This window comes from Streptomyces sp. CB01881 (assembly GCF_002953255.1).
GTDB lineage: Bacteria > Actinomycetota > Actinomycetes > Streptomycetales > Streptomycetaceae > Kitasatospora.
Window position 1 is genome coordinate 5,182,552 of sequence record NZ_CP026498.1, and the last position, 19,954, is coordinate 5,202,505.

Below are 19,954 nucleotides of genomic sequence, written 5' to 3' on the forward strand. Positions count from 1 at the left end.
CGGGGATTGTTCACCCCTGAGGTGGGAGGCCCTGCTGTGGCAACGAGCCGACCGGGGGTTCGTCACAGATCGGTGACCTCGGGTCAGTTCCGGAACCCGGGGGTCGGCCGGTGCCGTCCTGGTCGCCAGTGGCAGACTCCAGGGCGGCGAGCCGCCGCAACAGACCATCCAGGGGGAAGCGAACACCATGCCATCGATCCACCGGTCAGCCGTGGCCGCGGCCCTTGCCGCCGGAACCCTGTTCGCCGTGAGCGCCTGCGGCCCGGACGGCCCCGCCGGCGACGGGGGCACCGCCGCACCACCGCCGTCCCCGGCCGCCGCCACCGCCTCCGCCGCGGGGGGCGGCGGCGTGATCGGCGGCCTCACCCTGCCGACCGGCATCCCGACCAGTCTGCTGGAGGGCCTGCCGAAGAGCTGGGACGACCTGAAGAAGTGGAAGTTCGAGGACTGGGACAACTGGGCGTCCAAGCACGTCTTCAACAACCCCGTCGTCAAGGACTTCTGGAACCCGGACAAGATGGGCGACTCCAAGCCCGCCGATCCGGCGCCGCCCACCGCCAAGCCCGCCGGCGACGCCGGGGTCACCGACCCCGAGCCGCCGGTGGTCAAGGCGACGCCGGTGGCCCGCCCGTACACCAAGCAGCCCTCCGGGAAGGTCTTCTTCTCCGCTGACGGCGGCCGCGGCAACTGCTCGGCCACCGTGATCGCCGACCCGGCGCACCCCGGCAAGAGCAACCTGGTCTGGACGGCCGGGCACTGCGTGCACCCGGGCAAGGGCGGCAACTTCTACAAGGACCTCGTCTTCGTCCCCGCCTACAACAACTCCGGTGCCTCCAGCGGCGGCAAGAAGGCCCCGCTGGCGGAGCTGGCGCCGCTCGGCACCTGGTGGGCCAAGGACGTCGTGACCTCGCCGCAGTGGACGGTCGAGGGCGGCGGCACCGGTGACGCCGCCAGCCAGTACGACTTCGCGGTCATGCGGGTGCAGAACCAGAACGACACCGGCAAGTCGCTGGAGGAGACGGTCGGCGCGGCCGTCCCGGTCTGGTTCGACGCCCCGCGCGACCAGCTGAAGGTCTCGGCCGTCGGCTACCCGCTCTACAAGCCCTTCGACGGGCAGGAGCTGTACAAGTGCGACGGGGGCAAGCCGGTCCGGCTCTCCTTCGACCCCAAGCGCCCGTCGATGCACACCATCGGCTGCACCATGACGCAGGGCTCCAGCGGCGGCGGCTGGTTCGCCCCGATGCCGGACGGCAAGCTCGCCCTGGTCAGCAATACCTCCATCGGCACCCAGGACCACACCTCGCTGAGCGGCCCGTATCTGGAGACGGTCGCCAAGCAGGCCCTGGACTACATCTCCCGCAAGCCGAAGTAGCCGGCCGCGCAGGAACCGACCGACGGGGGACAGTTCACCATGCCACGCATCACCGCGGCCGGGCCCGGCCGCCGGGCCGCGACGGCCGGAGCCGCCGTGCTGGCCGCGCTCGTCCTCACCGCGACCGCCTGCGGGCCGGACAACGCGGGCAGCGCCGACGCCGCGGCCACCACGGCCACGACCGCCGCGGCCGCCACCACCGCGCCCGGCAAGCCGGGCGTCACCCTGCCCGGCAGCCTCCAGGACCTGGCCAACTGGAAGCTCGACGACTGGGCGAGGTTCCTCGGCGACAACGCCTTCGTCAACGAGGTCGCCCAGGGCTTCTGGTCGATCGCCAAGATGGAGAACGCCAAGGGCCGGGCCACCCCGGAGTATTCGCACAAGACGGCCGGCAGCACGGTCGAGCGGGACGCCCCGCCGGCCGCCATCGCGGCCAAGCCGCAGCCGCACCCGTACAGCCCGGCGACGGCCGTGGTCGGCAAGATCTTCATGACCACGCCCGAGGGCGACTCGATGTGCTCCGGCACGGTGGTCTCCGACCCGGCCAACCCGGGACGGAGCAACCTCGTCTACACCGCCGCACACTGCCTGCACGACGGCAAGGGCGGCTCCTGGCTGAAGGACATCACCTTCGTCCCCGGCTACAACCGGGACGGCCAGGCCGGCCGGGGCAAGCCGTACAGCGAGCAGCAGGTCTCCCCGTACGGGCGGTGGACGGCGGTGCGCGCGCTGGTCTCGCCGACCTGGGTGAAGGAGGACGGCGTCGGCGCCAACGCCCAGTTCGACTACGGGATCATCCGGGTCCGCAACGAGAACGGCTCCGGCAAATCGCTGGAGGAGACGGTCGGCAGCTCGGTCCCGGTCTGGTTCAACGCCCCGCGCGACCAGATCACCTCGGCCTTCTCCTACGGCTACCCCGCCGAGCGGCCGTTCGACGGCATGGAGCTCAACCACTGCGACTCGGCGATCCGGCCGGCCAGGCTCTCCTTCGACCCGGCCCGCCCGCCGATGTACGTCATCGGCTGCACCATGACCGGCGGCTCCAGCGGCGGCGGCTGGTTCATCACCAAGGACGGCAAGCCGAACCTGATCAGCGTCAACTCGATCGGGAACCGCAACCCGTCCGAGTACATGGCCGGGCCCTCGCTCCAGGACCAGGCGCGGCAGGCCTTCGAGTACTTCTCCAAGAACGCGAAGTAGCGCCCGCGGCAACGCCGACGGCCCCGGTCTCCTGCACGGAGACCGGGGCCGTCGGCGTTGCCGCGGGCGTCGGTGTGATCGCCGGACCTGCGGGGCCTCAGCCCCGCGAGGTCAGCGCGACCGAGAAGGCCTCCAGCTCGGCGGCCAGCTCGGCCTTCACCTTGGCGCGCAGCAGCGTGCCCTCCGCGGTGTGCTCGGTGGAGATCAGTTCACCCTCGGCGTGCACCCGGGAGACCAGGGCGCCCTGGGTGTACGGCACCAGAACCTGGACCTCGATCGCGGGCCGCGGCAGCTCGTCGTCGATGAGCTGCAGCAGCTCCTTCATGCCGAGCCCGGTGCGGGCCGACACCACGATGGCGTGCGGCTCGCGGCGCAGCAGGCGCTGGAGCACGTGCGGGTCGGCCGCGTCGGCCTTGTTGATCACGACGATCTCGGGCACGTTCTGCGCCTCGACCGAGACGATGACCTCGCGGACGGCGGCCAGCTGCGTCTCCGGCTCGGGGTGCGAACCGTCCACCACGTGCAGGATGAGGTCGGCGTCGGCGACCTCCTCCATGGTGGAGCGGAAGGCCTCGACCAGGTGGTGCGGCAGGTGCCGGACGAAGCCGACGGTGTCGGCCAGCGTGTAGAGCCGGCCACTCGGGGTCTGCGCCCGGCGCACGGTCGGGTCCAGGGTGGCGAACAGCGCGTTCTCCACCAGGACGCCCGCACCGGTGAGCCGGTTGAGCAGCGAGGACTTGCCGGCGTTGGTGTAGCCGGCGATGGCCACGGACGGCACCTGGTGGCGCTTGCGCTCCTGGCGCTTGGTGTCGCGGCCCTTCTTCATCTCGGCGATCTCCTTGCGGAGCTTCGCCATCTTCTCGCGGATGCGGCGCCGGTCGGTCTCGATCTTGGTCTCACCGGGGCCACGGGTGGCCATACCGCCGCCGGACGAGCCGGAGCCACCACCACCCATCTGCCGGGAGAGCGACTGACCCCAGCCTCGCAGCCGCGGCAGCATGTACTGCATCTGCGCGAGCGAGACCTGCGCCTTGCCCTCACGGGACTTGGCGTGCTGGGCGAAGATGTCCAGGATCAGGGCCGTCCGGTCGACGACCTTGACCTTGACCACGTCCTCCAGGTGGATCAGCTGGCCCGGGGTGAGCTCACCGTCGCAGACCACGGTGTCGGCGCCGGTGGCCGCGACGATGTCGCGCAGCTCCTTCGCCTTGCCGGAGCCGATGTAGGTGGCGGCGTCGGGCTTGTCACGGCGCTGGATGACGCCGTCCAGCACCTGGGAGCCGGCCGTCTCGGCGAGCGCGGCGAGCTCCGCCATCGAGTTCTCCGCCTCCTCCAGCGTGCCGTCGGTCCAGACGCCGACGAGCACCACGCGCTCCAGGCGGAGCTGGCGGTACTCGACCTCGGTGACGTCTTCGAGTTCGGTGGAGAGGCCGGCGACGCGGCGCAGGGCTGCACGCTCGCTGCGGTCGTACTGGTCGCCGTCGTAGTGGTGGCCGAGGTCCTCGTCGATGGCCGCGAGGTCCTCGTCCATGAGGGCTTCCGCCCGCAGACCGTCGAGGCGGCGCGGGGCGTCGGCGTGGTCGCGGGTGTCGAACGTGGAGGTCATTCTGTCCTTTGGCTCGCTGGTATGGGGCCTGTGGTGCGACCGTACCGACGGTCACACCCGGAGTGTGCCCAGCTGCCGCCCCGTCTACCGCTCGGGCGAGATGCGAGCCACCCCTCGGGACCGCGGCCCCACTCAGGCAATTCTCTCAGTGCCCGGTGAACGCCGCAGACCGGCCGTGAATTCCCCATGATGGTCGCACGCCCGGTGCGGACGGGTCATCCCCATTTACCGCGCCGGACACGGGGCCGCCCCGCGGTTCCGCCTCCCCCATCGGTTCGCCCTCCCCCGCCGGGGGGCGGGTGGTGCCGCCGCCCTCCGGGGCGTGCGGACGGCTCACGTCGTACACCCCGGAGACCCGCAGCATCGCCCGCATCACCGCGGTCAGCGCGCCCGGCTCGGGCAGCTCGACGGTGTAGGTGTGCCGCACCCGCAGCTCCTGCGGCGGCTCGACCTCGGCCGAGACGATCCCGACGCCCTCCCCCGAGATCGCCGCGGTGAGGTCGGCCAGCAGCCGGGGCCGGTTGAGCGCCTCGGCCCGCAGCGTGGCCCGGTAGCCGGACGGCGGCGCGCCGTCCGGCTGCCAGTGGATCTCCAGCACGCCGCGGCCGTCCGCCCGCATCCGCTCCCCCGCCGGGCAGCCGGTGCGGTGCACCGCGACCGCGCCGCCGCGGATCGCGAAGCCGCTGACCTCGTCCGGCGGCACCGGGGTGCAGCAGCGGGCCAGCCGGACCGGCGCACCGGGCCGGCCGGTCACCGCCACCGGGGCGGCACCGCGCTCGGTGGTCCGGTGCGCGGGCGGCGCCGGCTGGCCGGCCGAGGGGCCGGTGCGGACAACCGGTACCCGCGCCGGGTGGTCGGCCAGCCACCGCTCGATGGCCAGCCGGGCGCCCGGGGTCCGGGCGTGCGCCAGCCACTCCGGGGCCGGGCCGGAGGGGCGGGCCGCCGGATCGCCCTGCTCGGTGAGGATCGCCACCTGGTCGCCGTCCCGGAGGACGGTGGAGAGCGCGGCGAGCCGGCCGTTGACCCGGGCGCCGATACATCGGTGGCCGGTCTCCTCGCCGAGCAGGTAGGCGGCGTCCACGCAGCTGGCGCCGGCCCGCAGCTGAAGCGTTTCGCCGCTCTCGGTGACGACGGTGATCTCCCGGTCCCCGGCCAGGTCGGCGGTGAGCGCGGACCAGAAGGCGTCCGGATCGGGTGTCTCCTGCTGCCACTCCAGCAGCCGGCTGAGCCAGCCGGGCCGGGCCGGGTCGGTGCGGTCGAGCTCGTCCCCGCCCTGGTCGGCGCCGCTCGCCCAGGGCTGACGGGGGTCGCCCAGGGCGACCACGCCGGTCTCCGCGACCTCGTGCATCCGCCGGGTGCGGACCAGCACCTCGACCACGGCGCCGCCCTCCAACGCCACCGCGGTGTGCAGCGACTGGTACAGGTTGAACTTGGGGGCGGCCACGAAGTCCTTGAACTCGCCGGGCAGCGGGGTCCAGCAGGTGTGCAGCTCGCCGAGGACGGCGTAGCAGTCCGCGTTCTCCTCGACCACCACCAGCAGCCGCCCGAAGTCGGCGGGCTGCGGCCCCTGCGGCCGCCCGTCCGGGCCCGGTGCGGCGGCCCGCTTGAGCAGCACCCGGTGCAGCGAGACGCAGTGCCGGGGGCGGACGGCGACCTCGGCGGCGACCCCGGCCTCGGTGAGCTGGCGGGCCAGCGTCCGGGCGAAGGGTTCGAGCAGGGCGTCCGGTTCGGCCTCGTGGCCGGCCTGCAGGGCGCGGGTGCGGGCGTACTCCTCCGGGTGGAGGGTGGCGAAGACGATGTCCTCCAGCTCCGCCTTGAGCACCTGGATGCCGAGCCGCTCGGCCAGCGGGATCAGCACGTCCCGGGTGACCTTGGCGATCCGGACCTGGCTGGCGGGCCGCATGTGCCGGATGGTGCGCATGTTGTGCAGCCGGTCGGCGAGCTTGATCACCATGACCCGGACGTCGTCCCCGGTCGCGACCAGCATCTTGCGGAAGGTCTCGGCCTCGGCGGCGGCGCCGAAGTCCACCTTCTCCAGCTTCGTCACCCCGTCGACCAGGTAGGCGACTTCGGGCCCGAACTCCTCGCCGACCTGGGCCAGCGTCAACTCGGTGTCCTCGACGGTGTCGTGGAGCAGCGAGGCGACCAAGGTGGTCGTCCCGGCGCCGAGTTGGGCCAGGATCACGGTGACGGCCAGCGGGTGGGTGATGTACGGCTCGCCGCTCTTGCGCTTCTGCCCGCGGTGGCTGGCCTCGGCGAGCCGGTAGGCCCGGCCGAGCAGGCCGAGGTCGGCCTGCGGGTGGTGCCGGCGGTGGGCCTGGACGAGCGGTTCGAGGGCGTCGGGCACCGGCGTGCGGCCGGTGGCCAGCAGGGCGGCGCGCCCGGCCCGGCCGAGTGCGGCCCGGCCGAGCCCCCCGAGGGGCCGCCTGGGCCCGGCCTGCCGTGCGGACGTCGGCTGCCCCGCGAGGGGCGGCCCGGCTTCGATGGTCATCGGCACCTCCGGCAGCGGTCACCGGTGGCGAGCCCTCGTTGCCATCCCGCCGAGGGGCGATCGACCCGGTGGTCCATGCTACCGAGCAGAGCACGTTCCGCGACGCCCTGCTTCCCGTCCGTGAGCCGGATCACTCGAACGGGGGGATTCGCCACTGCACGAAATGGGCAAACCGCCCGCGCCGGTCGGCACAGGGCGGTCTCCGGCCCCTCGACCCAGGACGGTCGCCCGCCCCAGGACGGTCACTCAGCCCACGACGGCCGCCCACCCCAGGACGGTCACTCAGCCCACGACGGCCGCCCACCTCACGACGGTCACCCGGCCCAGGACGGTCACTCAGCCCAGGACGGCCGCCAGCCACTGCGGGTCGAGCTCGCCGCGGGCCACGATCACCGCCGGCCCGGTCTTCTCCACCCGGCCGTCCGGGTGCTCGGTGATCAGCAGCCGGCCACCCGGCACGTCCACGGTGTAGCTGACGGCCTCGCCGGTGACGGCCGGGTCGGCACCGTCCCGGCGGGCGGCGGCGACGGCCACGGCGCAGGCGCCGGTGCCGCAGGAGCGGGTCTCGCCGGAGCCTCGCTCGTGCACCCGCATCGCGACGTGCCGCGGCCCGCGGTCGACCACGAACTCGACGTTGACGCCCTCCGGGTAGACGCCCTCGGGGCTGGTGAGCGGCGCCCGCAGCAGGTCGCCGGCGTGGTCCAGGCTCTCGACGAAGGCGACCGCGTGCGGGTTGCCCATGTTCACGTTGCGGGCCGGCCAGCGCCGCTCGCCGACCGCCACCTCGATCCCGTCCGGCCCCGGCAGCACCGCGTGGCCCATGTCGACGGTGACCTCGCCGGGCGTGCCGTCCTCGGCGTCCTCGGCGACCCGGACCGTCCGGAGACCGGCGCGGGTGGCGATCGGGAGGTCGCCCGGCTTGGCCAGCCCCTCCTCGACCAGGTAGCGGGCGAAGACCCGGATGCCGTTGCCGCACATCTCGCCGATCGAGCCGTCGGAGTTGCGGTAGTCCATGAACCACTCGGCCCGGTCGGCCAGGGCGGCCGCGGCCGGGTCGGCGGCCGAGCGCACCACGCGCAGCACCCCGTCGCCGCCGATGCCGGCCCGGCGGTCGCAGAGCGCGGCGACGGCCTCGGGGCCGATCACCAGCCTGCCATCGGGGTCGGGCACGATGACGAAGTCGTTCTCGGTGCCGTGCCCCTTGAGGAAGGGCAGGCCGGCGGGCTGCGGGGAAGATTCGCTCACCCTCCCGATGGTACTGAGCCGCCGCCCGGGAAGGCCCGGCGGACCGCCTGGTGGGACCGGGCCTCAGTGCAGGTGGACGACGCGCCACAGGGCGAGCGCACAGGCCGCCAGCGCGATCAGGGTGTAGATCACGATCGCCTTCCACCCGGCCCGCTGACCGGAGCCACGGCGCGGCAGGCCCGGCCACTTGTACCCGGCGTGCCGGGCGGCCATCGCGCCCCAGCCGACCGAGGCGGCGGTGAGCAGCAGCCCGAGCATCCCGATCATCGCCGAGCCGGCCCCGGCCGAGCCGAAGGCCAGCGGGAAGGCGAACATCAGCGAGCCGGCGGTGGCCAGCAGCGCGATCGGCAGCGTCTGCCACCAGCGCAGCCGGCGACGCGGACGGATCTCCCGCTCGTGCACCGCACCGGCCGGCGCGCGGGTGTCCAGCGCGGGCAGCGCGAGCGCGTACGAGGTGGGCGCGTCGAGGCCGGCCAGCACGGGCAGGTCGGGCAGGGTCGACGCATCGAGGTCGTCGGCCTGTGCGGTGGCGCCGCCACTCATCGGCCTGGCGCTCTGGCCGGTTTCGGGGCCGGTACCCGTGGACACGCGGCCTCCCCTGACAGATCGACACGAGTGCGGACTCGCGGCCGGGCGTGGCCGGCCCGCGCGGACCGACCCTTATGACCTCGATGATGGCATGTCCAGGGGGGCGTTTCCGGGCCGGACCGGGGTCATCGGGTGATCCGTGGCCATCACGTGATCCGGCCGTAACCGCGGGTTCGTCCTGCACGCCCACCTGCGCGCGCAGGTGCACCGCCGCGATGGCCGGATACCGCCTACGGCGCGGCCTGTTCCTGACGGCCGATCAGCTCCAGCGAGCGGGCGAGGAGCTCGGCGGGGTCCGCGCCGGCCGGGCGGGAGAGCCAGTGGATCCGGCCGTCGCGGCGGAACCAGGACTCCTGACGGCGGGCGAACCGCTTGGTGGCGCGGACGGTTTCGGCCCGAGCCTCGTCCTCGGTGCACTCGCCGGCGAAGTGGTCGAGCACCTGCTGGTAACCGAGCGCCCGGGAGGCCGTCCGCCCCTCGCGCAGGCCGAGCTTCTCCAGCTCCCGCACCTCGTCCAGGAGCCCGGCCTCCCACATCCGGTCGACCCGCAGGGTGATCCGCTCGTCCAGTTCGGGCCGGGGTACGGCGACGCCGATCTGCACCGCGTCGTAGACGGCGGTGTTGCCCGGCAGGTTGGCGGTGAACGGCTGCCCGGTGATCTCGATGACCTCCAGCGCCCGGACGATCCGCCGGCCGTTGCTGGTCAGGATCGCCGCGGCGGCGGCCGGGTCCAGCTCCGCCAGCCGCCGGTGCAGCGCGAACGGGCCGTCCTGGTCGAGTTCGGCCTCCAGCCGGGCCCGTACCGCCGGGTCGGTGCCGGGGAACTCCATCTCGTCGATCGCCGCCCGGACGTACAGCCCCGAGCCGCCGACCAGGACGGGGGTGCGGCCGGCCGCGAGCAGCCGGTCGATCTCCCCCCGGGCGAGCCGCTGGTACTCGGCGACGCTGGCGGCCTCGGTGACGTCCCAGACGTCCATCAGGTGGTGCGGGACGCCGCCGCGCTCGTCGGGCGTGAGCTTCGCGGTGCCGATGTCCATGCCCCGGTAGAGCTGCATCGAGTCGGTGTTGATCACCTCGCCGCCGAGGCTGCGGGCGATCGCGACGGCCAGGTCAGACTTGCCGGCGGCGGTCGCGCCCACCACGGAGACGACCCGGGCACGGCCGGCGCGGGGCTGGACGGGACCGAGCTGGACGGGACCGGGCTGGGCGGTACTGGAGCTGCTCACCGGTCCAGTCTCGCAAAACCACCGCCGCGCCGGAGACCTCCCCGCCCGGCCGGTCCCATTGCGCGACCATATGACCGTTTCAGGCAGTATCCCCAGTTGAGAACGGTTCGACCGCGGGAGACGTTGAGCAGGAGACAGAGAAAAGGGTGAGAACGCCATGGGCCTGATGGACAACCTCAAGGGCAAGGCCGGGGAGCTCAAGGAGAAGGCGAGCGAGCTGGCCGGCAAGCACAGCGACCAGATCGAGCATGCGGTCGACAAGGCCGGCGGAGCCATCGACAAGGCCACCAAGGGCAAGTACAGCGAGAAGATCGAGCACGGCGCCAGCAAGGCCAAGGACGCGGTGGACGACTTCGCCCACAAGCCCAAGGAGCCGGGCGACGGCACCGCTCCGGGCGCCCCCTCCGGCGGTCAGGGCCCTTCGGCCTGAGCCCGTCCGTCCGGGCGCCGGCCCCGGCGGCACCCCCGCACCGGCCCCCGGGCGGTCGACTCCGGGACGGTCGACTCCGGGACGGTCAGCTCCCGGACGGTCGACTCCAGGACGGTCAGCTCCAGGACGCCACGACGTACCCGACCCCGTACGGCGCGTCCTGGTATCCCAGCCGCGCGGTGAGGCCGGCGCCCTGCGCGGCGCCGGCCAGCACCTGCCAGGGGGCGCGGCCCTCGGCCTTCAGCTCGGCGGCCAGGCCCGCGTCCAGGGCCGCCAGCGCGTCCAGGTCCGCCGAGCCCAGCGCGTCGGCGAGCGCCGCGTCGAAGCCCTCGGCCCGCTCGTCCAGGTAGCCCGGCGCCTTCACCGAGCGGCAGGCGCTGCCGTCGCCCATCACCAGCAGCCCGACCCGGCCGGCCAGCTGGGCCAGGCCCTGGCCCAGGCCCAGCATCCGGTCGGCGGGCGCGTCGGCGGGCACCGAGCAGGCGTGCGCCGGCAGGGTCGCCCCGGCCCGCTCCAGCAGCCAGGCGCCGACGGTCAGCGAGGGCGCCAGCTCGGGGCCCTCGACCCGGCCGGCCGGCAGCTTCACGACCAGCGGCACGCCGTAGCGGTGGAAGGAGCCGGCCCCGCCCTCGGTCCACACCTCGGCGTCGGGCCCGGTGCCGACGACCACGACCAGCTCCGGCCCGGCCGCGAGCAGCGCGGCCAGCGCCTCGTCACAGGCCGCGCGCAGCGGCTCCAGCTCGGCGGCGGCCCCGGCGGCGACCTCCGGGACGAGCAGCGGCGGGCAGGGGCAGACGGCGGCGGCAACCAGCATGCGGATCACTCTAACGAAGAACGAAAGCGGCCCGGCGGGATCGGGGATCCCGCCGGGCCGCCGTGCGCAGAGCGGTCAGTCGCCGCAGCAGCCGCCTGCCGGGGCCGCCAGGGGCAGCGCCGCCGGGACGCCCACGGTCGGCAGGCCGAGCATCACGCCCGTCGGGGCGGGGGCGGCGGGCTTGGCCTGGCGCTTCTCCCAGGCGTCACCGGCCCGGGTGCGGCGCACGGCGAGCGTCGGGCCCTCGGCCAGCAGGTGGTGCGGGGCGGCGTAGGTGATCTCCACCGTGACCATGTCGCCGGGGCGGACCGGCTCCGACGGACGTGTGAAGTGGACCAGCCGGTTGTCGGGGGCGCGGCCGGAGAGCCGGTCGGTCTTGTCGTCCTTCTTGCCCTCGCCCTCCGCGACCAGGATCTCCAGGGTGCGGCCGACCTGCTTCTTGTTCTCCTCCCAGGAGATCTCCTCCTGGAGCGCGATCAGCCGGTCGTAGCGGGCCTGCACGACCGCCTTCGGCACCTGGTCCTCCATCTCGGCGGCCGGGGTGCCCGGGCGCTTGGAGTACTGGAAGGTGAAGGCGTTGGTGAAGCGGGCCTCGCGGACCGTGTGCATGGTCTGCTCGAAGTCCTCCTCGGTCTCGCCGGGGAAGCCCACGATGATGTCGGTGGAGATGGCCGCGTCCGGCATGGCCTCGCGCACCTTCCGGATGATGCCGAGGAAGCGCTCCTGCCGGTACGAGCGGCGCATCGCCTTGAGCACGGTGTCCGAGCCGGACTGCAGCGGCATGTGCAGCTGGTGCATCACGTTCGGGGTCTCGGCCATCGCGGCGATCACGTCGTCGGTGAAGTCGCGCGGGTGCGGCGAGGTGAAGCGGATCCGCTCCAGGCCCTCGATCTGCCCGGCGGCGCGCAGCAGCTTGGAGAAGGCCTCGCGGTCGCCCAGGTCGGAGCCGTAGGCGTTGACGTTCTGGCCGAGCAGGGTGACCTCGATGACGCCCTCGTCGACCAGCGCCTCGATCTCGGCGAGGACGTCGCCGGGGCGGCGGTCCTCCTCCTTGCCGCGCAGCGCGGGGACGATGCAGAAGGTGCAGGTGTTGTTGCAGCCGACCGAGATGGCCACCCACGCGGCGTACGCGGACTCGCGGCGGGTGGGCAGGGTGGAGGGGAAGGTCTCCAGCGACTCCAGGATCTCGACCTGGGCCTTGCGCTCGACCGCGGCGCGCTCCAGCAGCGCGGGCAGGTGCCCGATGTTGTGCGTGCCGAACACCACGTCGACCCACGGGGCCTTGGTGACGATGGTGTCGCGGTCCTTCTGGGCCAGGCAGCCGCCGACGGCGATCTGCATGCCCTTGTGGCGGCTCTTGACCGGCGCGAGCTGCCCGAGGTTGCCGTACAGCTTGTTGTCGGCGTTCTCACGCACCGCGCAGGTGTTGAACACGACCAGGTCCGGGTCGCCGTCCTGCCCGGCCTTCACGTATCCGGCGTCCTCCAGCAGGCCCGACAGCCGCTCGGAGTCGTGGACGTTCATCTGACAGCCGTAGGTAACGACCTTGTAGCTCTTCAATCCGCTCTCACCGCTCACCAGACCAGGGTACGGGCAGCCGCGAAGCGCTTTTCCCCCACCGGTCCCCACCCGTCCCGGCCGCCGCCGCCCGTCGGCCACTCCCGTTCGGTGCGCGCGCCTGGCACTATCCCTCCATGGCCCCCAGTTCCGCGCCCCGACCCGGCGCCGCCCTCCGCGCGGCGCTGTGCAGCCCGCTCTGGCGGGCTGTGCTGGCCCTGGTGCTGGTGGCGGCGGCCCTCGGCGGCTGGTGGCTCTCGGCCGGCCGTTCCCCGGACTACCCGCGAGGGCCGGTGGGCTTCGCGACCGGCGTCCGGGGCGGGGTGTACGACCGGTACGGGCAGCTGTTGGAGACCCATGTCGCCAAGGCGATGCCCGGGGTGCAGCTGAAACTGGACAACTCGGAGGGCTCGATCGACAACCTGGCCCGGGTGACCGGCGGCCAGGACGACTTCGCGATCGCCACCGCCGACGCCGTCGCCCAGTACTCCGGGCCCGGCAAGGACCGGCTGCGGGCGATCGCCCGGCTCTACGACGACTACCTCCAGCTGATCGTGCCCGCCTCCTCCCCGGTGCACCGGACGGCCGACCTGAAGGGCCTGCGGGTCGGCGTCGGCCAGCAGCTGTCCGGGGTGAACCTGGTGACCCGGCGGCTGCTCGCCTCGGCCGGGCTCGACCCCGACCACGACATCCGGCCGGCCATGCTCGGCGTCGGCGACGCCGCCGAGAAGCTGCGCGAGGGCGGGCTGGACGCCTTCTTCTGGTCCGGCGGGCTGCCGACCGGCGCGCTCACCAGCCTCTCCGAACGCTTCCCCATCAGGATCGTGCCGCTCGGCGACCTCGCCGAGGCCGTCCACCGGGTCGAGGGCGGCGGCACCGACGCCTACCGGGCGGCCATCATGCCCAAGGGCACCTACCCGAACGCGCAGCCCGAGGACGCCGTCGCCACGGTGGCCGTGCCCAACCTGCTGATCACCCGGGACGACGTGGACATCGACCTGGTCCAGGGCATGACCCGGGCGGTGATAGACAGCCGCGACCAGATCGGTTCCGAGGTGCACGCCGCCCAGCTGGTCGACCTGCGCACCGCCGTCTACACCACCCCGCTCCCGCTGCACGAGGGCGCGGCACGCTACTACCGCTCGGTGAAGCCCTGAATCCCTGAAGCCCCCCGCGCATCCCTGAAGCCCCCCGCGCCGATGGGGCCCCGGCGCCGCCGTACCCCCGCACCGCCGTACCCCGGCGCCGCCGGGCAGGCGGGAGGCCGGGGACAGGGGCTAGTCGCGGCCCTTCTTCTCCGCCCGCGGCACCGCCAGGGTCACCGCGAGCCCGGTCGGCTGCACCGGGGCGAAGGCGAGCGAGCCGCCGCCGGCCTGGAGCAGGGTGCGGGCGATGGAGAGCCCGAGGCCGGAGCCGTCCACGTTCTGGTGCCGCGTGCTGCGCCAGAACCGGTCGCCGGCCCGGACCAGCTCCTCCTCGGTGAGGCCGGGCCCGGCGTCGGAGACGGTCACCGCGACCTCGCTGCGCCGCACGGCGACCAGCACCCGCACCCGGCTGCCGGCCGGGCCGAACTTGAGCGCGTTGTCGATCACCGCGTCCAGCGCGCTGCCGAAGCCGATCGGGTCGGCCATGCCGAGCGCCAGCGCCGGGCCCTCCCAGCCGAGCTCGATCCCGCGCTGACCGGCCACCGGCCGCCAGGCGTCCGCCCGGGCCAGGGTGAGCGCGGCCAGGTCGGTCGGCTCGGTCTCCGGGCGGGCGTGTTCGGCGGTGGCCAGCCCGAGCAGGTCGTCCAGCACCCGGGCGAGCCGGACGCCCTCCTCGCGGACCCCGCCGAGCTCCTCGTCGTGGCCCTCGGGCAGCTCCAGACCCAGCACCTCGACCCGCAGCATCAGCGCCGCCAGCGGGTTGCGCAGCTGGTGCGAGGCGTCCGCGACGAAGGCCTTCTGCTGGTCCAGGGCGAGCACCACGTGGTCCGCCATCTCGTTGAACGAGTGGGCCAGGCGCTGGAGTTCGGGCGGGCCGCCGCCGGGTGCCACCCGGGCGTTCATCCGGCCGGTGGCGATGTCGTGGGTGGCCCGGTCGAGCGTCCTGACCGGGCGCAGCACCCATTCGGTGAGCCGGGCGGCGAGCAGCACCGCGACGATCATGGCGGCCGCCTCGCCGGCTCCGATCACCAGCCAGCGGTGCAGCATCCGGGTGCGCAGCGCGCCGGTCGGGGACTCGCTGAGCACCACCGCCACCACGTCGCCGTCCCGGACCACCGGCGTGGCGATGGTCAGCGTCCGGTCGGAGGTCCACGGCCAGACCTGCGGCGGATTGTGGCTGCGCCGCCCGTCCAGCGCCTCCTGGAAGGCCTGCGCTCCCCAGCCGCCGACCGGCACCCGCCAGTCGGCCGGGGCGGTGGCGATCGGGACGCCGTCGCGCTGGAAGATGCCGAGCCGGACGCCGTACAGGTCGTGGTAGCGGGCCACCTCGGCGTCCAGTGCGCGGCGCCGGCTGAGGTCGCCGGGTGCCGGCTCGAGGTCCCCCTTGAGGGCGGAGTCCAGGGCGGAGACGCCCGAGGTGGGCAGGTCCTGGGCGAACCGGGCCGCGTCGTCGAGCCGGTCGACCACCACCCGGCTCTGCTCGGCGGCCGCGACCGCCGCGGCGAGCGGCAGCCCGAGGGCGGCCAGGACGCAGAGCATCAGCGCGAGCAGGATGCCGAGGAGGCGGGTACGCACGTTACGGTCAGCGCTCCGCGCGGGCCTGGGGGGCGTCCGCGGCGGCGGCCGGGCACTCGGGGATCAGGCGGTAGCCGACGCCCCGGACGGCCTCGACCAGGCCGGGCAGGGCGAGCTTGGTGCGCAGCGAGCCGATGTGCACCTCCAGGGTGCGGCCGTTGCCCTCCCAGCCGCTGCGCCAGACCTCGCTGAAGATCTGCTCGCGGCGGTAGACCACGCCGGGGCTCTGCGCAAGCAGCGCCAGCAGGTCGAACTCCTTGCGGGTGAGCGGGACGTCCCGGCCGTCGACGCTGACGCGCCGGCGTTCGCGGTCGATCGTGATGCCGCGCGACTCCAGCGGCCCCCGCTGCTGCGGCACGGTGTCGGGCGTGGGCACCGCGACGGCGGCGGGCGCGGCGCCGCGCCGGGCCACGGCGTGGATCCGGGCGAGCAGTTCGCCCATGTCGTAGGGCTTGGTGACGTAGTCGTCGGCGCCGAGGTTGAGCCCGTGGATCCGGGAGCGGATGTCGGCGCGCGCGGTCACCATGATCACCGGTACGCCGCTGCCGGCCCGGATCCGGCTGCAGACCTCGAAGCCGTCGCGGTCGGGCAGTCCGAGGTCGAGCAGGACCACCCGGTACGGCTCGTTGCCGTCCGGCACCAGCGCGTCGAGCGCCTCGTGCCCGCTACGGGCGTGCCTGACCTGGAAGCCGTGGCGTCCCAGCACCGCGACCAGCGCGGCGGCCACGCGTTCGTCGTCCTCGACGAGCAGTAGTCGCATCGTTCCTCCTCTCCCCGACGTTCCCCGGGGTGTTGCGTGATGTTCGCGGGCCCCGCCGGGCAGGTCCCGGTTCTGCGCAGTATGGGCCAGCCGGGCGCCGGACGCCAGGCTCGGCCACGCCCCGGAACCCCGCGGGACGCCGCGCGGCGGGGCGGATGCCCGCTGTGACCGTGCCCTCGGCGGGGCCTCGTGAACACGCCGCGCGCGGCGTGTGGCCGGATCGTGATCCTCAAGTTCCGCTCAGATCGGCTGACGTGGCATCGTCAGCGCTCCTATGGTCACCCCACCGGGGGCCGCGGCTCCGCCGGCCTCGGCCCCCGGCTCATCTATCACCATTGCCGCCCAAGGGAGTTCAGCTCTCGGGCTGATTTCCAGGAAGCAGGCCGCGATGACCGAGAGCCTCGTCAAGGACTCCAGCGCCGCAGCCGCCCCCCTGGTGGTGATGCGCGGGGTGAACAAGCACTTCGGTGCCCTGCACGTGCTCCAGGACATCGACCTGGAGATCGCCCAGGGCGAGGTGGTGGTCCTGATCGGCCCGTCCGGGTCGGGCAAGTCCACGCTCTGCCGGACGATCAACCGGCTGGAGACCGTCGACTCCGGCACGATCACCATCGACGGCCGCCCGCTGCCCGCCGAGGGCCGCGAGCTGGCCCGGCTGCGCGCCGAGGTCGGCATGGTGTTCCAGAGCTTCAACCTCTTCGCGCACAAGACGGTGCTGGAGAACGTGGTGCTCGGCCAGGTCAAGGTCCGCGGGATCGCCCGCGACAAGGCCGTGGCGACCGCCAGGGAACTGCTGGAGCGCGTCGGCGTCGGCGCACAGGCCGCGAAGTTCCCGGCCCAGCTCTCCGGCGGTCAGCAGCAGCGCGTCGCGATCGCCCGGGCACTGGCGATGAACCCGAAGGTGATGCTCTTCGACGAGCCCACCTCGGCGCTCGACCCGGAGATGATCAACGAGGTGCTGGAGGTCATGCGCCAGCTGGCCGCCGACGGCATGACGATGGTCGTCGTCACCCACGAGATGGGCTTCGCCCGCTCCGCCGCCAACCGCGTGCTCTTCATGGCGGACGGCCGGATCGTCGAGCAGAACACCCCCGAGGCCTTCTTCACCGCGCCGCGCAGCGACCGCGCGAAGGACTTCCTCTCCAAGATCCTGCACCACTGACCGTCCCGGGCCCTCCCGGCCCTCCTGGACGTCCCGGAGCCTCCGGGTCTTCCCGACCCACCGGGCCGGCACCCGGTGGGCGGCGGCAAGGGCGCCGCCGCCGACCCCGCCGACCCGGCCAACTTCCTGCCGCCAGAGCCCGGTTGCCCGTGGCCCAGCCCGAGGAGAGCTACCCCTCATGAAGACCCGTCGCACCCTCGCCGTCGCGCTCTGCGCCGTCGCGCTGACCGCCACCGCCGCCTGCGGCAAGGACGGCACGCCCGGCGCCGCCCCGACCGCCAGCAACGCCCCGCAGCTGCCCACGTACACGGTCAAGAGCGACGCCAAGGTCGACTCGACGGTGTTCACCGAGGCCAAGAAGCGCGGCCAGCTGATCATCGGCGCCAAGGCCGACCAGCCCTTCCTCGGCTTCGAGGACGTCGCCAGCGGCGACCGCAGCGGCTTCGACATCGAGATCGCCAAGATGATCGCCGCCGACCTCGGCTTCACCCCGCAGCAGATCAAGTGGGTGACCCTGGTCTCCTCGCAGCGCGAGCCGGCCATCTCCAAGGGCCAGATCGACTTCTACGTCGGCACCTACAGCATCAACGACGAGCGCAAGAAGTCGGTCTCCTTCGCCGGCCCGTACTACATCGCCGGCCAGGACCTGCTGGTGAAGTCGGACAACACCGCCATCACCGGCCCGGAGTCGGTCAACGGCAAGAACGTCTGCACCGCCACCGGCTCCACCTCGATCAAGAACATCCAGCAGTACTCGCCGAAGATCACCCAGTTCGACACCTACTCGGCCTGCGTCGAGAAGCTGATGTCCGGCGAGGTCGACGCCGTCACCACCGACGACGCCATCCTCAAGGGCTACGCCTCCAAGTTCGCGCCCAAGCTCAAGGTGGTCGGCAAGCCGTTCACCAAGGAGAACTACGGCATCGGCCTGAACAAGGACGACGCGGCGCTGCGGACCGCGATCAGCGACTCGATCAAGGCCCACCAGGACAACGGCGACTGGAAGAAGGCGTACGACGCCACCCTCGGCCTCTCCGGCTCGGCCGCGCCCACGCCGCCGGCCCTGGAGCGGTACTGACCGCCGCCTGACCATCATTCCTGACCACTCCTGAGAGGAGGGCCGCCGGATGGGTTTCCTGTTCGAGGACGGCAACTTCGCGCTGTTCCGCGACGGCTTCCTGCAGACGATCGAGCTGAGCGCGCTCAGCGCACTGCTCGCCCTGCTGCTGGGCACCCTGCTGGCGGCCTTCCGGGTCTCCCCCGTCCCGGTGCTGCGCGGCTTCGGCACCGCCTGGGTGACGCTCTTCCGCAACACCCCGCTGACCGTGCTGTTCTTCGCCGTCGTCTTCGGACTGCCTCCGCTCGGCGTGCACCTCAGCTACCTCACCTACGCAACGTTGGCGCTCGGCAGCTACACCGCGTCGTTCGTCTGCGAGGTGCTGCGCTCGGGCATCAACACCGTGCCGCTGGGCCAGGCCGAGGCGGCCCGCAGCCTCGGCATGACCTTCGGCCAGACGCTCACCCAGATAGTCCTGCCGCAGGCCGCCCGGACGGTGCTGGCGCCGATGAGCAGCGTCTTCATCGCCCTGCCGAGGAACTCGGCGATCGCCGGCGCGTTCAGCGTCACCGAGCTGTACAGCTTTCAGCAGACCATGTCCGAGCGCGGCTACTCGATCTTCGCGATCTTCTTCTGGGTGGCCTGCGCCTACCTGGTGATCAGCGCCACCGTCGCGCTGCTGTTCCGCTTCCTGGAAGACCGACTGGCGGTGGCCCGATGAACAGCCTCTTCACCCGGCCCTCCACGGCCAGCGTCCTGTACGACGCCCCTGGCCCGCGGGCCCGCTCGCGGAACCGGCTGTTCGGGGTGCTGTCGCTCGTCGGCGTCGCCGGACTGATCTGGTACGTCTTCGCCACGCTCGCCGACAACGGCCAGTTCGACGCCCAGCTCTGGGACGTCTTCCAGTACAACACCGTCCAGCAGCGCATCGTCGACGGTCTGCTCTCCACCCTGGAGGCCTTCGGGCTGGCGGCGCTCTTTTCGCTCGCCCTGGGCGCCCTGCTCGCCGCCGGACAGCTCTCCGACCACAAGCCGGTGCGGTGGGCGGCCGTCTCCTTCGTCCAGTTCTTCCGGGCGATGCCGCTGCTGATCCTGATCGTCGCGCTCTACTACGCGTTCTTCGCCAAGGAGCCGATGTGGGCCCTGGTGCTCGGGCTCACCCTCTACAACGGGTCCGTCCAGGCGGAGATCATCCGCAGCGGGGTCAACGCCGTCCCGCGCGGCCAGGGCGAGGCGGCGTACGCACTCGGCCTGCGCAAGACCCAGGTGATGACCACCATCCTGGTGCCGCAGGCGGTCCGCTCGATGCTGCCCTCGATGATCGGCCAGCTGGTCGTCACCCTGAAGGACACCTCGCTCGGCTTCATCATCACCTACCACGAGCTGCTGTTCATCGGTAAGGCCATCGCGACCCAGCCGATCAACGCGGCGGGCTTCCCCTACATCCCCGTCGTGCTGGTGATCGGGCCCATCTACATCGCGCTGTGCCTGCTCCTCACGGCGCTCGCCCGGTGGATCGAAGCACGCGGCCGTCGCGGCGCGAACCGGCGCACATCGGCTGCTGCTTGACGGACACGCAGGTGAACTGTTGCATTGCTCTTCGTGACACCATCCGGGACCATCCTCGCGGCATATGACGCCACCCCGTCGGCCCGCCCATGCCCGGAGGTCCCCGACGGCTCCGCAGCGGTCCGCGACCACCGCGCGCCGGCCCGTCCGCGACCGG

At 73.0% G+C, this 19,954-nt stretch carries 17 protein-coding genes; 8 read left to right on the forward strand and 9 right to left on the reverse strand.

Features of this window, described 5'->3' with window-relative positions; translation table 11 throughout:
- The first annotated feature begins 187 nt into the window (after positions 1 to 187).
- Positions 188 to 1,372 (forward strand): hypothetical protein, encoded by a 1,185-nt coding sequence (locus tag C2142_RS12500; RefSeq protein ID WP_153882776.1) that lies wholly within the window; start codon positions 188 to 190, stop codon positions 1,370 to 1,372.
- Positions 1,373 to 1,411: 39 nt separating this feature from the next.
- Positions 1,412 to 2,572 (forward strand): hypothetical protein, encoded by a 1,161-nt coding sequence (locus tag C2142_RS12505; protein WP_148642713.1) that lies wholly within the window; start codon positions 1,412 to 1,414, stop codon positions 2,570 to 2,572.
- A gap of 97 nt (positions 2,573 to 2,669) precedes the next feature.
- On the opposite strand, the gene hflX is transcribed toward C2142_RS12505, so the two are convergent.
- From hflX to miaA, 5 genes are all read right to left on the reverse strand, one after another.
- Entirely contained in the window at positions 2,670 to 4,178 is a 1,509-nt protein-coding gene (gene hflX / locus C2142_RS12510) for a GTPase HflX (protein ID WP_148642714.1), read from the reverse strand.
- Positions 4,179 to 4,323: 145 nt separating this feature from the next.
- Positions 4,324 to 6,669 (reverse strand): HD domain-containing protein, encoded by a 2,346-nt coding sequence (locus C2142_RS12515; RefSeq protein WP_148642715.1) that lies wholly within the window; start codon positions 6,667 to 6,669, stop codon positions 4,324 to 4,326.
- Between the two features lie 336 nt (positions 6,670 to 7,005).
- Positions 7,006 to 7,914, reverse strand: coding sequence for a diaminopimelate epimerase (dapF, locus tag C2142_RS12520; protein WP_148642716.1), 909 nt, complete (start codon positions 7,912 to 7,914; stop codon positions 7,006 to 7,008).
- 63 nt (positions 7,915 to 7,977) lie between these two features.
- The gene (locus tag C2142_RS12525; protein WP_148642717.1) at positions 7,978 to 8,502 is read right to left on the reverse strand and encodes a hypothetical protein; all 525 of its coding nucleotides are present in this window, start codon (positions 8,500 to 8,502) and stop codon (positions 7,978 to 7,980) included.
- A 230-nt stretch (positions 8,503 to 8,732) separates the two neighbouring features.
- Complete coding sequence (gene miaA, locus C2142_RS12530; RefSeq protein WP_241003178.1) at positions 8,733 to 9,644, reverse strand: tRNA (adenosine(37)-N6)-dimethylallyltransferase MiaA; 912 nt, start codon at positions 9,642 to 9,644, stop codon at positions 8,733 to 8,735.
- A gap of 241 nt (positions 9,645 to 9,885) precedes the next feature.
- Between miaA and C2142_RS12535 the strand changes: the two genes are divergently transcribed.
- Entirely contained in the window at positions 9,886 to 10,158 is a 273-nt protein-coding gene (locus C2142_RS12535; protein ID WP_148642719.1) for an antitoxin, read from the forward strand.
- A 115-nt stretch (positions 10,159 to 10,273) separates the two neighbouring features.
- Here the strand turns inward: C2142_RS12535 and C2142_RS12540 are convergent, their stop codons facing one another.
- Entirely contained in the window at positions 10,274 to 10,972 is a 699-nt protein-coding gene (locus C2142_RS12540) for a class III extradiol dioxygenase subunit B-like domain-containing protein (protein ID WP_148642720.1), read from the reverse strand.
- A gap of 75 nt (positions 10,973 to 11,047) precedes the next feature.
- Entirely contained in the window at positions 11,048 to 12,550 is a 1,503-nt protein-coding gene (gene miaB / locus C2142_RS12545; protein ID WP_277347253.1) for a tRNA (N6-isopentenyl adenosine(37)-C2)-methylthiotransferase MiaB, read from the reverse strand.
- A gap of 116 nt (positions 12,551 to 12,666) precedes the next feature.
- Here miaB and C2142_RS12550 point away from each other — a divergent pair, with 116 nt between their 5' ends.
- Complete coding sequence (locus tag C2142_RS12550) at positions 12,667 to 13,686, forward strand: TAXI family TRAP transporter solute-binding subunit (RefSeq protein WP_148642721.1); 1,020 nt, start codon at positions 12,667 to 12,669, stop codon at positions 13,684 to 13,686.
- A gap of 120 nt (positions 13,687 to 13,806) precedes the next feature.
- On the opposite strand, the gene C2142_RS12555 is transcribed toward C2142_RS12550, so the two are convergent.
- Positions 13,807 to 15,249 (reverse strand): HAMP domain-containing sensor histidine kinase, encoded by a 1,443-nt coding sequence (locus tag C2142_RS12555; RefSeq protein WP_148642722.1) that lies wholly within the window; start codon positions 15,247 to 15,249, stop codon positions 13,807 to 13,809.
- A gap of 7 nt (positions 15,250 to 15,256) precedes the next feature.
- Complete coding sequence (locus C2142_RS12560; RefSeq protein WP_148642723.1) at positions 15,257 to 16,009, reverse strand: response regulator transcription factor; 753 nt, start codon at positions 16,007 to 16,009, stop codon at positions 15,257 to 15,259.
- A gap of 388 nt (positions 16,010 to 16,397) precedes the next feature.
- Here C2142_RS12560 and C2142_RS12565 point away from each other — a divergent pair, with 388 nt between their 5' ends.
- The 4 genes from C2142_RS12565 to C2142_RS12580 all read left to right on the forward strand — a co-directional run bounded on the left by C2142_RS12565 (position 16,398) and on the right by C2142_RS12580 (position 19,797).
- Positions 16,398 to 17,171, forward strand: a complete 774-nt coding sequence (locus C2142_RS12565; RefSeq protein WP_148642724.1) for an amino acid ABC transporter ATP-binding protein — start codon at positions 16,398 to 16,400, stop codon at positions 17,169 to 17,171.
- A gap of 178 nt (positions 17,172 to 17,349) precedes the next feature.
- Complete coding sequence (locus tag C2142_RS12570; protein ID WP_148642725.1) at positions 17,350 to 18,249, forward strand: glutamate ABC transporter substrate-binding protein; 900 nt, start codon at positions 17,350 to 17,352, stop codon at positions 18,247 to 18,249.
- 49 nt (positions 18,250 to 18,298) lie between these two features.
- The gene (locus C2142_RS12575) at positions 18,299 to 18,949 is read left to right on the forward strand and encodes an amino acid ABC transporter permease (protein ID WP_148642726.1); all 651 of its coding nucleotides are present in this window, start codon (positions 18,299 to 18,301) and stop codon (positions 18,947 to 18,949) included.
- Positions 18,946 to 19,797 carry an ABC transporter permease subunit gene (locus C2142_RS12580; protein ID WP_148642727.1) on the forward strand — a complete coding sequence of 284 codons (852 nt, stop codon included), beginning with the start codon at positions 18,946 to 18,948 and terminating at the stop codon, positions 19,795 to 19,797. The genes C2142_RS12575 and C2142_RS12580 overlap by 4 nt, the downstream gene beginning before the upstream one ends.
- Positions 19,798 to 19,954 lie beyond the last annotated feature (157 nt).